The 13,802-nt window shown below is 71.4% G+C and carries 11 protein-coding genes; 1 reads left to right on the forward strand and 10 read right to left on the reverse strand.

Annotated elements, in window-relative coordinates; translation table 11 throughout:
* Window positions 1–186: 186 nt before the first annotated feature.
* The 10 genes from ACZ6A9_RS05915 to rsmH all read right to left on the reverse strand — a co-directional run bounded on the left by ACZ6A9_RS05915 (window position 187) and on the right by rsmH (window position 12,664).
* On the reverse strand, window positions 187–981 hold the full coding sequence (locus tag ACZ6A9_RS05915; RefSeq protein WP_468979110.1) for a cell division protein FtsQ/DivIB: 795 nt from the start codon (window positions 979–981) through the stop codon (window positions 187–189).
* Window positions 982–1,007: 26 nt separating this feature from the next.
* A complete protein-coding gene (gene murG, locus ACZ6A9_RS05920) occupies window positions 1,008–2,102 on the reverse strand; it encodes an undecaprenyldiphospho-muramoylpentapeptide beta-N-acetylglucosaminyltransferase (RefSeq protein ID WP_468979113.1) in 1,095 nt (364 codons plus the stop codon).
* A gap of 6 nt (window positions 2,103–2,108) precedes the next feature.
* Window positions 2,109–3,461: a putative lipid II flippase FtsW gene (ftsW, locus tag ACZ6A9_RS05925; RefSeq protein ID WP_468979117.1), complete on the reverse strand. Its 1,353-nt coding sequence runs from the start codon at window positions 3,459–3,461 to the stop codon at window positions 2,109–2,111.
* A gap of 87 nt (window positions 3,462–3,548) precedes the next feature.
* Window positions 3,549–4,991 (reverse strand): UDP-N-acetylmuramoyl-L-alanine--D-glutamate ligase, encoded by a 1,443-nt coding sequence (gene murD / locus ACZ6A9_RS05930; protein ID WP_468979122.1) that lies wholly within the window; start codon window positions 4,989–4,991, stop codon window positions 3,549–3,551.
* Complete coding sequence (gene mraY / locus ACZ6A9_RS05935; RefSeq protein ID WP_190095678.1) at window positions 4,973–6,046, reverse strand: phospho-N-acetylmuramoyl-pentapeptide-transferase; 1,074 nt, start codon at window positions 6,044–6,046, stop codon at window positions 4,973–4,975. The genes murD and mraY overlap by 19 nt, the downstream gene beginning before the upstream one ends.
* On the reverse strand, window positions 6,043–7,458 hold the full coding sequence (locus ACZ6A9_RS05940) for a UDP-N-acetylmuramoyl-tripeptide--D-alanyl-D-alanine ligase (protein WP_228968294.1): 1,416 nt from the start codon (window positions 7,456–7,458) through the stop codon (window positions 6,043–6,045). Before ACZ6A9_RS05940 ends, mraY begins: the two co-directional genes overlap by 4 nt.
* A gap of 4 nt (window positions 7,459–7,462) precedes the next feature.
* The gene (locus ACZ6A9_RS05945; protein WP_468980649.1) at window positions 7,463–8,983 is read right to left on the reverse strand and encodes a UDP-N-acetylmuramoyl-L-alanyl-D-glutamate--2,6-diaminopimelate ligase; all 1,521 of its coding nucleotides are present in this window, start codon (window positions 8,981–8,983) and stop codon (window positions 7,463–7,465) included.
* A gap of 170 nt (window positions 8,984–9,153) precedes the next feature.
* Window positions 9,154–11,115, reverse strand: a complete 1,962-nt coding sequence (locus ACZ6A9_RS05950; protein ID WP_468979127.1) for a penicillin-binding transpeptidase domain-containing protein — start codon at window positions 11,113–11,115, stop codon at window positions 9,154–9,156.
* Between the two features lie 5 nt (window positions 11,116–11,120).
* Entirely contained in the window at window positions 11,121–11,636 is a 516-nt protein-coding gene (gene ftsL / locus ACZ6A9_RS05955; protein WP_468979130.1) for a cell division protein FtsL, read from the reverse strand.
* Between the two features lie 71 nt (window positions 11,637–11,707).
* Window positions 11,708–12,664, reverse strand: a complete 957-nt coding sequence (gene rsmH, locus ACZ6A9_RS05960) for a 16S rRNA (cytosine(1402)-N(4))-methyltransferase RsmH (RefSeq protein WP_468979132.1) — start codon at window positions 12,662–12,664, stop codon at window positions 11,708–11,710.
* Between the two features lie 422 nt (window positions 12,665–13,086).
* Between rsmH and ACZ6A9_RS05965 the strand changes: the two genes are divergently transcribed.
* Window positions 13,087–13,629, forward strand: coding sequence for a beta-class carbonic anhydrase (locus tag ACZ6A9_RS05965; protein ID WP_468979135.1), 543 nt, complete (start codon window positions 13,087–13,089; stop codon window positions 13,627–13,629).
* The last annotated feature ends 173 nt before the right edge of the window (window positions 13,630–13,802 follow it).

The following is a 13,802-nucleotide window of genomic DNA, read 5'->3' on the forward strand; positions in this document are numbered from 1 at the left end:
ACCCGAACCCTAACGTTGAAGTTTAGGGTTACCAGTGTGTCTGTTCCCTGGAGTCTTCTGAACAGGACACTAAGTCGACAAGTGGCGCGCGTTCAACGAACACGCCGAACCTCCCGTTTTTCTTTTCACCCTATGTGATCAGCCGTAGCGCTGCCCAACCAGGGTGCTGGCCTGCACGGATACCCGTCAACTCCGCGATGACGCCGGGGCTGTGGGAACGCTGACGTCGAAGTGCCGCGCGCGCGGCTCCGCTTTCATCAGCGCACCGAGAGTACGGCCCTTCTCCGCACCCTTCTCGCTGCTTCCCCAGTCGACCGTGCGACCGTCCGCCAGCTCCAGCGAGATGTCGTCGTAGGAACGGACCTTGACGCTCCGGGTGGTCCGCGCCACGGGGCCCGGAAGGGCGCCGGCCACCCGCACCGCCGCCCGCACCAGCCGCTCCTCGCCGAACCGGCGCAGGCTCGCCGAAGCCGGACCGCTTCCCCGGATCTCCATTTTCAGCTCGGGTACACCTTTGACGGCCTTGGGAACCGTGGCGAACCGGACACCTTCGTCATCCACTTCGATGAACTTTCCTGCTTCGTGGACGAGAAGAACCGGGGTGCGTTCCGTCACTTTCAGCGTGATGTCGTGCGGCCAGGAACGGACCACATCAATCGTGTCGATTCGGGGCAACGCCTTCGCGATCCGGGCCTCGATCAACCCGGTGTCGACGGAGATCAGCTGCTCCCCGAGCGGGACGTCGGCGGCCTCGCGCACCTGGGCCGCCGTCAGGACAGCGGTTCCCGACACCGATACGCGCTCCACGCGCACCAGGTCGGACCCGTACAGCAGCCAGAACGCGCCGCTGCCGAGGAACACCAGGGCGACCACCGATGCGATGATCCGACGAAGGCGCCGCCGGGCGAACCGCCGGACGGGCGGCGGGCCGGACGACTCCCGCTTGCGTTCACCGCGCTCCGCGGTGGTCGATCCGGCCACGCTCCCTGCCCTTCCGTCATGCGCCTCTAGCGGTGGGCACGGGCGGCGATCGCCTCGTACACCATGCCGACGAGCAGATCGTCGGCGTCCCGGCGGCCGAACTCGGCGGCGGCGCGGGACATCTCGTACAGCCGGTGCGGATCGGCGAGCACCGGCAGCACGTTCTGCTGGACCCACTCGGGCGTCAGTTCCGCGTCGTCGACCAGCAGTCCGCCGCCTGCCTTGACCACCGGCTGGGCGTTGAGCCGCTGTTCGCCGTTGCCGATGGGCAGCGGGACGTAGGCGGCCGGAAGTCCGACGGCGGAGAGCTCGGCGACGGTCATCGCGCCGGCGCGGCAGAGCATCATGTCCGCGGCGGCGTACGCGAGGTCCATCCGGTCCAGGTAACTTACCGGGATGTAAGGCGGCATTCCCGGCATCTGCTGCACCTGCGGCAGTTCGTTCTTCGGGCCGACCGCGTGCAGGATCTGGATCCCGGCCTGCTGGAGCCACGGAGCGACCTGCTGCACGACCTCGTTGAGCCGGCGGGCGCCCTGCGAGCCGCCGGAGACCAGCAGCGTCGGCAGGTTGGGGTCGAGCCCGAACGCGGCGCGCGCCTGCGGACGCATCGCCGCACGGTCCAGGGTGGCCACGGAGCGGCGCAGCGGGATGCCGATGTAGCGGGAGTTGCGCAGCTTGCTGTCCGGCGTGGAGACGGCGACCTGGGCCGCGTAGCGCGAGCCGATCTTGTTGGCCAGCCCCGGGCGGGCGTTGGCCTCGTGGACCACGATCGGCACACCGAGCCGCTTGGCCGCCAGGTAGCCGGGCAGGGCCACGTAGCCGCCGAAGCCGACCACGGCGTCCGCCTTGGTGCGCTCCAGGATCTGCTCGGTCGCCTTGATGGTGCCGCGCAGCCGTCCCGGGACGGTGATCAGCTCGGGGGTGGGCTTGCGTGGCAGCGGTACGGCGGGAATCAGCGCCAGTTCGTACCCGCGCTCGGGTACGAGACGGGTCTCGAGGCCGCGTTCCGTGCCCAGGGCCGTGATGCCCACGGCCGGATCATGCCTGCGCAGGGCATCCGCGAGGGCGAGCGCGGGCTCGATATGGCCCGCGGTTCCTCCGCCGGCGAGTACGACATGCACCGAAATTCACCGCTCTCCGGACGGACGCGCCACTGGGGCGCGCCGTCGCATCGTGTTCCATCTGCGGGACCCCTGAGAGCCCCTTACCCGCTTTTTACCAAAGCGGGGTTGCCGCATCGCAAGCGCCATCCGCGCAGCGGGGTCCTCACGCGCGAACGCGATCAGCAGCCCGATGGCGAACATGGTCGGCAGCAGGGCGGACCCTCCGTAGGAGAACAGCGGGAGCGGGACACCGGCGATCGGCAGCAGGCCGAGCACCGCACCGATGTTGATCACGGCCTGGGCCGTGATCCAGGTGGTCACGCCTCCCGCGGCGTACCTCACGAAGGGGTCCTCCGTGCGTCCGGCCACGCGGATACCCGCATAGCCTAGAGCCGCGAACAGGGCGAGCACCGACAGCGTCCCCGCCAGGCCCAGTTCCTCACCGGTGATGGCGAAGATGAAGTCGGTGTGCGCTTCGGGAAGTTGGCCCCATTTCTCCACGCTCGCACCGAGTCCGGAGCCGAAGATACCGCCGGAGGCGAGGGCGTAGATGCCGTGCACGGCCTGCCAGCAGTCGACCGGGCCCGCCTGGGGCTCGGTGGCGCCGAGACAGGCCAGCCGGGCCATGCGGTTGGGGCTGGTGCGGATGAGGATCGCGCCGAGCACCGCGGCGACCGACAGCACGCCGACGAACAGCCGGGTCGGCGCCCCCGCCAGCCACAGCAGGCCGAAGAGGATCGCCGTCAGGATGATGGCCGTGCCCATGTCGCCACCGAGCATGATCAGCCCGAGCAGCATGAAAGCGGCCGGGACCAGCGGCACCAGCATGTGCTTCCACTGGGTCAGCAGCCGCTTGTCCTGCTTGCGGGCCAGCAGATCGGCACCCCACAGCACCAGGGCGAGCTTGCCGAACTCGCTGGGCTGGAGCTGGAAGGAGCCGCCGAGGGCGATCCAGTTCTGGTTGCCGTTGACCGCGACCCCTATCCCCGGCACCTGCACCAGGGCCATCAGGACGACGGCGCCCGCGAGGATCGGGTAGGCCAGCGCGCGGTGCAGCCTCACCGGCATCCGGGAGGCCGCGAACAGCAGCACCGCGCCGATGCCCGCGGCCAGCAACTGCTTGCGGAAGAAGTAGGAACCCGGCAGCGACATCTGCAGCGCCGTGATCTGGGAGGCCGAGTAGACCATCACCAGACCGAGCCCGGTGATGAGCAGACTGCCGCCCAGGATCAGGTAGTAGGCGGTCAGCGGCCGGTCCCAGGCCCTGCGGGCCCGGACGACCAGGGTGCGCAGGGGGTTCTCACGCGCCGGTCCGGGCACGACGGGCCGGCGCGCGGCCCGCCGCACCGGCGGCCGGCCGGTACGGCTACTGGGCATCACGGCCTCCCCCGTACGCCGGACAACCGGCTCTGGACGGTCCCACGCGTCCCTCCCAAGGTCGCCCGGCGCCAGGCGGGCCGGGGGTCAGGCGCCGAGCTCGCGCACCGCCTGTGCGAACGCGTCACCGCGCTGGTTGTAGTTGGCGAACATGTCCATCGAGGCGCAGGCGGGGGCCAGCAGTACCGTGTCGCCGGGCCGTGCGAGCCGTTTCGCCTCCTGGACAGCCTCGAGCATCGCCCCAGTGTCGGTCCGGTCGAGGTCGACGACGGGTACCTCCGGGGCGTGTCGCGCGAGGGCTTCGCGGATCAGGGCACGGTCCCTGCCGATCAGCACGGCACCCCGCAGCCGCTTCGCCGAGGCCGCGACCAGCTCGTCGAAGGCGGCCCCCTTGGCGAGGCCGCCGGCGATCCACACGATCGACTCGTAGGCGGCCAACGAGGCCTCGGCGGCGTGGGTGTTGGTGGCCTTGGAGTCGTCGACCCAGGCGACGCCGTCCACGTCCGCGACGTGCGCGATGCGGTGCGCGTCCGGGGTGAAGGCCCGCAGGCCGTCCCGTACGGCGCTCGCGGGCACCCCGTAGGCCCGCGCGAGGGCGGCGGCCGCGAGGGCGTTGGCGATGTTGTGCGGGGCCGGGGGCCTGACGTCGGAGACCTCGGCGAGTTCCTGTGCGTTCCTGTGCCGGTCCTCGACGAAGGCGCGGTCGACCAGGATGCCCTCCACGACGCCGAGTTGGGAGGGGCCAGGGGTGCCGAGGGTGAAACCGACCGCCCGGCAGCCCTCCTCGACGTCGGCGTCACGGACCAGGTCCTCGGTGGCCTTGTCCGCGAGGTTGTAGACGCAGGCGACGCGGTTGCCCTCGTAGACGCGGCCCTTGTCCCTCGCGTACGCCTCCATGGAGCCGTGCCAGTCGAGGTGGTCCGGGGCGAGGTTGAGCACGGCGGCGGAGTGGGCGCGCAGCGAGGGCGCCCAGTGGAGCTGGTAGCTGGACAGCTCCACGGCGAGCACGTCGTACTCCTCCTCGCCGAGCACCGCGTCGAGCAGGGAGACGCCGATGTTGCCGACGGCCGCGGTGCGCAGGCCCGCCGCCTTCAGGATGGAGGCGAGCATCTGGACGGTGGTGGTCTTGCCGTTGGTACCGGTGACCGCGAGCCAGGGGGCCGCGCCGGGCTTCCTGAGCCGCCAGGCGAGTTCGACGTCGCCCCACACCGGCACCCCGGCCGCGTCCGCCGCCGCGAAGAGCGGCTTGTCCGGCCTCCAGCCCGGGGCCGTGACGATCAGCTCGGTGCCGTCGGGCAGGTCCGCGGCGGGGCCGCTGTCGGATGCAGTGCCGTCGCCGAGGCGCACATTGACGCCGAGCGCCTCCAGTGCGGCGGCCTGCTCCCGGGCGCGTGGGTCGTCCCCGTCGTTGACGACGGTGACCTTCGCGCCGAGCCCGTGCAGCACCCTGGCCGCCGGGACTCCGGAGACGCCGAGGCCGGCGACGGTGACGTGCTTCCCCTGCCAGTCGGTCACTTGTCCGCTGCCCATCCCGCGTAGAAGAGGCCGAGTCCGACGATCACACAGATGCCCTGGATGATCCAGAAGCGGACCACCACGAGGACTTCGGACCAGCCTTTGAGTTCGAAGTGGTGCTGGAGTGGCGCCATCCGGAAGACCCGCTTACCGGTGAGCCGGAACGAGCCGACCTGGATGACCACCGACATGGTGATGAGGACGAACAGACCGCCGAGGATGGCCAGCAGCAGCTCGGTGCGGGAGCAGATCGCGAGACCCGCGAGCACGCCGCCGAGCGCCAGCGAACCGGTGTCGCCCATGAAGATCTTGGCCGGTGAGGTGTTCCACCACAGGAAGCCGAGGCAGGAACCCATCAGGGCGGAGGCGACGACCGCGAGGTCCAGCGGATCGCGCACCTCGTAGCAGGCACCCGGGTTGGTCAGCGTGTCGCCGTTGGCGCAGGACTCCTGGAACTGCCAGACGCCGATGAAGGTGTAGGCGCCGAAGACCAGGACGGAGGCGCCGGTCGCCAGGCCGTCCAGACCGTCGGTCAGGTTCACGCCGTTGGACATGGCGAGGATCATGAACAGCGCCCAGACGACGAACAGCACCGGGCCGATGGTCCAGCCGAAGTCGGTGATGAACGACAGCTTGGTGGACGCCGGCGTCTGGCCGCGGGAGTCCGCGAACTGCAGGGAGAGCACCGCGAAGGCGATGCCGACGATCAGCTGGCCGGCCATCTTCGCCTTGGCCCGCAGACCCAGCGAACGCCGCTTGACGATCTTGATGTAGTCGTCCAGGAAGCCGACCATGCCCATGCCGACCATGAGGCCGAGCACCAGCAGTCCCGAGAAGGTCGGGGGTTTGCCGGTGATCACCTTGGACAGGAAGTAGGCGGCGAGCGTCGCCAGGATGAAGGCGATGCCGCCCATCGTCGGCGTACCGCGCTTGCTGGCGTGCTCGCGCGGGCCGTCGTCGCGGATGTACTGCCCGTACCCCTTGCGGGCGAGCAGCTTGATCAGCAGCGGGGTGCCGATCAGGGTGAGGAAGAGACCAATGACTCCCGCGAACAGGATCTGATTCATCATCGGGCCGCGACCTCACCCTCGGCACCGGTCTCGAGCAGCGCCTGCGCCACCCTCTCGAGCCCGACCGAACGGGACGCCTTCACGAGTACGACATCCCCCGGGCGCAATTGGCTGCGCAACAGGTCGACCGCCGCCTGTGCGTCGGACACGTGCACCGACTCCTCACCCCACGAACCCTCGTTATATGCGCCCAGTTGCAGCCAGGCGGCTTCCCTGCCCCCGACCGCGACGAGCTTGCTGACGTTGAGCCGGACGGCGAGCCGTCCGACCGCGTCGTGCTCGGCGAGCGCCTCGTCCCCGAGCTCGGCCATCTTGCCGAGCACCGCCCACGTCCTGCGTCCCTTGCCCATGGCCGCCAGCGCGCGCAGCGCTGCCTTCATGGACTCGGGGTTCGCGTTGTAGGCGTCGTTGACGACCGTCACGCCGTCCGGGCGCTCGGTGACCTCCATCCGCCAGCGGGAGAGGGAGCCCGCCTCGGAGAGCGCACGGGCGATCTCGTCAGCGGACATGCCCAACTCGTGGGCGACGGCGGCCGCGGCGAGCGCGTTCGACACGTGATGCTCACCGTACAGGCGCATGGTCACATCGGATGCACCGGAGGGTGTGTGAAGCCTGAAGGAGGGCTGTCCGCTGTCCGTGAGTCGCACGTTCTCAGCCCGAACGTCCGCTTCGCCGGACTCCCCGAAGAGGATCACCTTTGCCTTCGTGCGGGAGGCCATGGCCCGGACGAAGGGGTCGTCCGCGTTGAGGATCGCGGCGCCCCCCTCCTCGGCCGGGGGCAGGGACTCCACCAACTCGCCCTTGGCCTGGGCGATCTGCTCCCGGCCGCCGAACTCGCCGATGTGGGCGGAGCCGACGTTCAGGACCAGGCCGACCTTCGGCGGGGTCAGACCGGTGAGGTAGCGGATGTGGCCGATTCCCCGCGCTCCCATCTCCAGCACGAGGAACTTCGTCTCCTCGGTGGCGGTGAGCGCGGTCAGCGGCAGCCCGATCTCGTTGTTCAGGGAGCCGGGGGTGAAGACGGTCGGCGCGCTGCTGCCCAGCACCTGCGCGATGAGGTCCTTGGTACTGGTCTTGCCGGCCGAGCCGGTGAGCGCGACGAGGGTGGCGCCGAGCCGGCCGACGACGTGCCGGGCGAGGGCGCCGAGCGCCGCCTGGACGTCCTCGACGACGATCGCGGGCACACCGACGGGCCGGGAGGCCAGCACCGCGGCCGCGCCCGCCTCGACGACCGCGGCCGCGTAGTCGTGTCCGTCCACGCGCTCGCCGACGAAGGCGACGAACAGGCTGCCGGGACCCGCCTCCCGCGAGTCCCGGACCACCGGCCCGGTGACCTGGACGGACGGGTCCGGTATGTCGTGCGTCTGCCCGCCGACGACTTCTGCGATCTCGGCGAGGGAGAGGGCGATCACAAGTTCATCCCTGGGTCTTCTTGATGGCTTCGCGCAGCACCTGGCGGTCGTCGAAGGGACGCACCACCCCGGCGATGTCCTGGCCCTGCTCGTGGCCCTTGCCCGCGACCAGCACGGTGTCGCCGGGCCGCGCCCGGGCCACGGCGGCGGCGATCGCGGCGGCCCGGTCCTCGAAGACCGCCACCTCACCGCGCTCGTGGGCGGGCACCGAGGCGGCGCCCTGGAGCATGGAGGCGAGGATCGCGAGGGGGTCCTCGGAGCGGGGGTTGTCGGAGGTCAGTACGGCGGTGTCGGCGAGCCGGGCGGCGGCCGCGCCCATCGGCTCCCGTTTGGTGACGTCGCGGTCGCCGCCGCAGCCGAGCACGATGTGCACCCGGCCCTCGGTGACCTTGCGCAGGGCGCGCAGCACCGATTCCACGGCGTCGGTCTTGTGGGCGTAGTCGACCACCGCGAGGTAGGGCTGTCCGGCGTCCACGCGCTCCAGCCGGCCCGGCACCCCCGGTACGGCGGCGACGCCGTCGGCGGCGGCCTGCGGGTCGAGTCCGGCGGCGGCGAGGGCGGCGATCGCGGCCAGGGTGTTGGCCACGTTGAAGGGACCCGGCAGCGGGGAGCGGGCGGTGATCCGCTCGCCCTCCGGGCCGACCACGGTGAACGTCGAGTCCAGCGGGCCGACCTCGACGTCCTCGGCGCGCCAGTCCGCGTCGGGGTGGCCCTCGGCGGAGTAGGTGACGACCGGGACACCGGCCTCCTTGACGAGGCGGCGGCCGTACTCGTCGTCCACGTTGACCACGCCGAGGCGGCTGCGGGCGGGCGTGAACAGCTGCGCCTTGGCCTGGAAGTAGTCCTCCATCCCGGAGTGGAACTCCATGTGCTCCGGGCTGAGGTTGGTGAAGACGGCGATGTCGAAGACGCAGCCGTCGACGCGGCCGAGGACCAGGGCGTGGCTGGAGACCTCCATGGCGACCGCGTCGGTGCCGCGTTCGCGCATGACGGCGAACAGTGCCTGGAGGTCGGTGGCCTCCGGGGTGGTGCGCTCGGACTTGATGCGCTCGTCGCCGATGCGCATCTCCACGGTGCCGATGAGTCCCGTGCTGCGGACGGTCCTCAGGCCTCCCTCGACCAGGTAGGCGGTGGTGGTCTTGCCGGAGGTGCCGGTGATGCCCAGCTGGAGCAGGTCGCGCCCCGGGTGCCCGTAGATGGTGGCGGCCAGTTCGCCCATCCGGGCCCGCGGGTCGTCGACCACCAGGGCCGGCAGTCCCGCGGCGGCGACGCGCTCGGCACCGGCCGGGTCGGTCAGCACGGCGACCGCGCCGAGGCCGGCGGCCTGGGTGACGAAGTCGGCGCCGTGGGCGCGGGCGCCCGGGAGGGCGGCGTACAGGTCGCCGGGGCGGACGGCGCGCGAGTCATGGGTGATGCCCGTGACCTCGGCTGCCCGCTCCGGGGCGGCGGCGCCCAGCTGACCGGCGAGTTCCGCGAGGGGTGTGGCGGAGACCCGGTCCGGGCGGGGCGGCCCCGGATATGTCACGGGGTGACCCTTCTGGGCGATGTGGGACTGATCAGCGTGTGGCACGGCGGTGAGCGTACCGGGCGCGGCCGCGGAGGGGCCAAGCGAGGTGGGAGGGGTGTGCTGGTTCCCCGGCTCGGGGGTGATCGTTGTCACGAGGTGGTTCCTGGTGGCTCGGTGCTCGGTACGGGTCAGGGTTTGAAGGTGACCGGGAGGGCGGCGGGGGCCGCGCCGGTGGGGGGCACCTGGAGGGTCTTCAGGGCGAACTCCATGACCTTCTTGTACACGGGTCCGCAGATCTGGCCGCCGAAGTAGCTGCCCTCGGTGGCGTTCTGGATGACGCAGTAGACGGTGATCCTGGGCTTGTCGGCGGGCGCGAATCCGGCGAAGGACGAGGTGTAGCCGCGGTACTTTCCGGTGGCCGGATCCACGCGGTTCGCCGTACCCGTCTTCCCCGCCACCCGGTAGCCCGGGATGCGTGCCTTGGTGCCGGTGCCCTCCTCGTCGTCCACGACCGACTCCAGCATCCGGGCGAGCGTCTTCGCCGTCTTCTCGCTGACGACCCGGGTCTCCTTGGGCTTCGGGGCGGGGGTGAAGCGTCCGTCGGCTCCCTTGGAGCCGCGTACGAGCGTGGGTTCGATCCGGACGCCGCCGTTGGCGATGGTCGAGTAGATGGAGGCGGCCTGCATGGCGTTGATGGACACGCCCTGGCCGAAAGGAATCGTGTACTGCTGCGAGGTGGACCAGGTGTCCGGCGGGGCGAGGATGCCCTTGGTCTCGCCGGGGAAGCCGAGCCCGCTGTGGCTGCCGAGGCCGAACCTGCGCAGGTAGTCGTAGAGGACCTTGTTGGCCTCAGCCTGGGTCTTGCCGAGCTGGCCGGTGGCGAGGATGGTGCCGATGTTGCTGGACTTGGCGAGCACGCCGTTGAGCGTGAGGTACCAGGTCGGGTGGTCGATGTCGTCCTTGAAGAGCCGGTCGCCGCGGTGCAGCCGGTTGGGCACGACGACGTGGGTGCCGGGGGTGGCGGCGTTCTCCTCGAGGACGGCGGCCATGGAGAGGACCTTGGCCGTGGAGCCGGGCTCGAAGGCGTCCTGCACGGCCGCGTTACCGAGTGCCTCCGGTACGGCCTCGGAGAGGTCGTTGGGGTCAAAGCCGGGCGCGTTGGCCATGGCCAGGACCTCGCCGGTGCGGGTGTCCTGGACGATGACGTAGCCGCGGTCGGCCGCGGACTCCTCCACCTGCTCGCTGATGGCGTTCTGCGCGGCCCACTGGATGTCGCGGTGGATCGTCAGCTCGATGTCGCTGCCCGGCACGGCCGGGGTTTCCGTGGCGCCGCCCGCGGTCGGCACCAGACGGCCGCCGGACTGGGCGTAGCGGATCTTGCCGTCCTGGCCGGCCAGCCGCTTGTCCAGCTGGAGCTCGATGCCGCCGCCGCCCTCCCCCTCGGCGTTCACCCAGCCCAGTATCCCGGCGGCGAGCTCGTTGTTGGGGTACACCCGCTTGCTGGTGGGCACGGAGAAGACACCGGCCAGGACGTTGACGGTGGAGTTGTCGTGCTCCGCCTTCTTGACGAGGGCGCCCTTGAGTTCCTTGATCTGGTTCCAGACCTGAGGAGTCTGGCGGCCGGCCAGTTTGACGTAGCGCAGGGCCTCGTTCTCCGGGCGCAGCTTCTTGACCAGCGCCTCCTGGTCGGTGCCCAGGATCGGGGCGAGGAGGGCCGCGGCCTGCTCGGGGCCGTCGGTGATCTCCAGCTCGTCCGGGGCGAACATGGTGGGGTCGGCGGTGATGTCGTAGGCGTCCTCGCTGGTGGCGAGGGCCACGCCGTTGCGGTCGGTGATCTCGCCGCGTTCGGCGGCCAGAACCTGGCCGACGTAGCGGTTCTGTTCGGCCTTGCCGGCGTAGGTGCTCGCGTCGACCGCCTGCACCTGGAACAGCCTCACGACGAAGGCCAGCAGGACGAGGGTGAGGGCGACGCCGATCAGGCGCAGCCGGGGGCGCGGGCTGCCCAGGCGGATGACCTTGGGCGCCCCGGGCCGGGGTCCCGCGGGTCCCCGGGCCGGGCGGGCGCCGGGCCCGGGGCGCCGGACGGCTCCCGGGCGGGCGGGCCTGGCGGGCGCGGGCACCCGGCGGCGGGGCGGTTGCCTGTCGGACACGTCCGTCACCTGCCGGGGGTCGGGGTCGATGCGGAGGAGGGCGTGGGGGCGGCCGCCGACGGGCTCGGCACCGCGGTGGGCGGCGGGACCGTCGCGGTGGCCAGCGCCTCGGGGGCGAGGACCAGGGGGGCGCGGACGGCGGAGGCGGCGCTGGGCACGCCCCTGACCTTGCCGTCGGCGTCCAGGAAGGCGGGGTCACCGCCGGGCACCATGCCGAGTTCGCGGGCGCGGCGCTGGAGGGCGTCGGGGGCGGAGTAGGCGTCGATGTCCCGCTGCAGGGCCTGTTCCTCGTCGGTGAGGTCCTTGGTCTCCCGCTGGAGGTCGTCGAGTTGGAAGGCACCCTCGCTGAGCGCCGAGTTCAGCACCAGGAGGCCGATCAGACCACCGCCGAGGAGCAGGACGACGAGGAGGACGAAGGGGGTGCGGGCCGCCTGGGCGCGGCCGGTGGGCAGGAGCCGCGCGAGCCGGGCCGCCCGCCCCCTTAGCTCGGGCCGTCCCCGCGGTTCGGGTTTCCTGCTCACTCACGCTCCCCTGGGTTCGCTCGTCCCACCGTGTGCCCGGCGCGTCACCCGCCTCACGCGCCGTCCGTGCCTCAGCCGACGTCCTCGCGGATCCGCTCGGCGCCGCGCAGGCGCGCGGGTGCCGCGCGGCGGTTCTCCGCGATCTCCTCCTCGGTGGGAAGTTCGGCACCGCGCGTGAGCAGCTTGAGCCGGGGCTGGTACTGCTCGGGGACGACCGGCAGTCCGGGCGGGGCGGTGGTGGCGGCGCCGGCCGCGAAGACCTGCTTGACGAGGCGGTCCTCCAGCGAGTGGTACGCCAGCACGGCGATCCGCCCGCCGACGTCGAGGGCCTTCACGGCCGCCGGGATCGCCCGCTCCAGCACCGACAGCTCGCCGTTGACCTCGATCCGCAGGGCCTGGAAGGTGCGCTTGGCGGGGTTGCCGCCGGTGCGCTTGGCGGCCTGCGGCAGCGCGTCACGGATCAGCTCGACCAGGCGCGCGCTGGTGGTGAACGGCTCCTTCCCGCGCTCGCGCACGACGGCGGCCACGATCCGTTTGGCCTGCTTCTCCTCGCCGTAGGCGCGCAGGATGCGGACCAGCTCGCCGGGCGGATAGGTGTTGAGGACCTCGGCGGCGCTGACCCCGGTGGTCTGGTCCATGCGCATGTCGAGCGGGGCGTCCTGGGCGTAGGCGAAGCCGCGTCCGGCCTCGTCGAGCTGCATGGAGGAGACCCCGAGGTCGAACAGGACGCCCTGGACGCGCGGGATCCCGAGGCGGTCGAGCACGTCGGGGAGCTCGTCGTAGACGGCGTGCACCAGGGTGGCCCGCTCGCCGAAGGGGGCGAGCCGTTCGCCGGACAGGCGCAGGGCTTCCCTGTCGCGGTCCAGGGCGACGAGCCGGGCCTCGGGGAACCGCTGGAGCAGGGCCTCGCTGTGGCCGCCGAGGCCGAGGGTGCAGTCGACCACCACCGATCCGGGCCGCTCCAGGGCGGGCGCCAACAGGTCCAGGCACCGCTGGAGCATCACCGGGACGTGTCGACTGTGACTCAAGGGGCCCTCTCAGATCCGGCGCGGCGTCACGCACCGCCGGGTCCCCGCCCTCCCCCGGTGGGAAGGGGCGGCCGGCGCCGGAAGGCGCGTCGGCCGAGCGGCGGCGGGAGGAGGCCGAGCCGTACGCATGCTCCACGCACGCGGGGAGATCCCCTGGTCGTGGCCGGGGCCTCCGGGGGACATCGGTGCGGCGGGCAGTCTCGTCTCCCGCCGGGCGTCACTTTAGTCCACGCCCCCGCCCGGTCAATCAACCGGCCTGCGCGTCGCGGACCGCGCGACGGGGCAGGAGACGCAGCGGGCGGATCACCCGTGGGAAGGGAGTCACACCACTCCTGTGGATTACCTCACAACAAGGATCTCTGAGGTTCTTTGTCCCGTCTCACAACGGGCCCGGCACCCTGCTGACCATTACCGTCATGAGTATGACGACTTCCGCATCGGTTCCCGCAGGCTCCGCGAACGCCGCCCCCGGCTCGGTCACCGACCGCCTGGTCGAGGCCAACGAGCAGTACGCGGCCGCCTTCACCGACCCCGGCATGGACGCCCGTCCGGTACTGCACGTGGCCGTGGTCGCCTGCATGGACGCACGCCTGGACCTCCACGACGCGCTGGGCCTCTCGCTCGGCGACTGCCACACCATCCGCAACGCGGGCGGCGTCGTCACCGACGACGTGATCCGTTCGCTGACCATCAGCCAGCGGGCGCTCGGCACCCGCAGCGTCGTCCTCATCCACCACACCAACTGCGGTCTGGAATCCCTCACCGAGGAGTTCCGGCACGACCTGGAGATGGAGGTGGGCCAGCGCCCCGCCTGGGCCGTGGAGGCCTTCCGGGACGTCGACCAGGACGTGCGCCAGTCGATGCAGCGGGTGCGCACCTCCCCGTTCCTGCTGCACACCGACGACGTGCGGGGATTCGTCTTCGACGTGAAGTCGGGGCTGCTGCGCGAGGTCGACCCCGCCTGACCTGGCCGCCCGCCCCGGAGCGGACATGAGTTCCGGAGCCGTTGCCGGTCGTAAGACCTGACATACCGCTGTCAGTTGTCCACAGGCGAGTGACACGAATCGGTAACGGCGGCAAGAATGCGGGAGGGGTGTCACGGGGAACTTTTCCCGCGTGGTGTCCGTGATTCGGGGTG

Source organism: Streptomyces sp. NPDC041124, assembly GCF_055592385.1.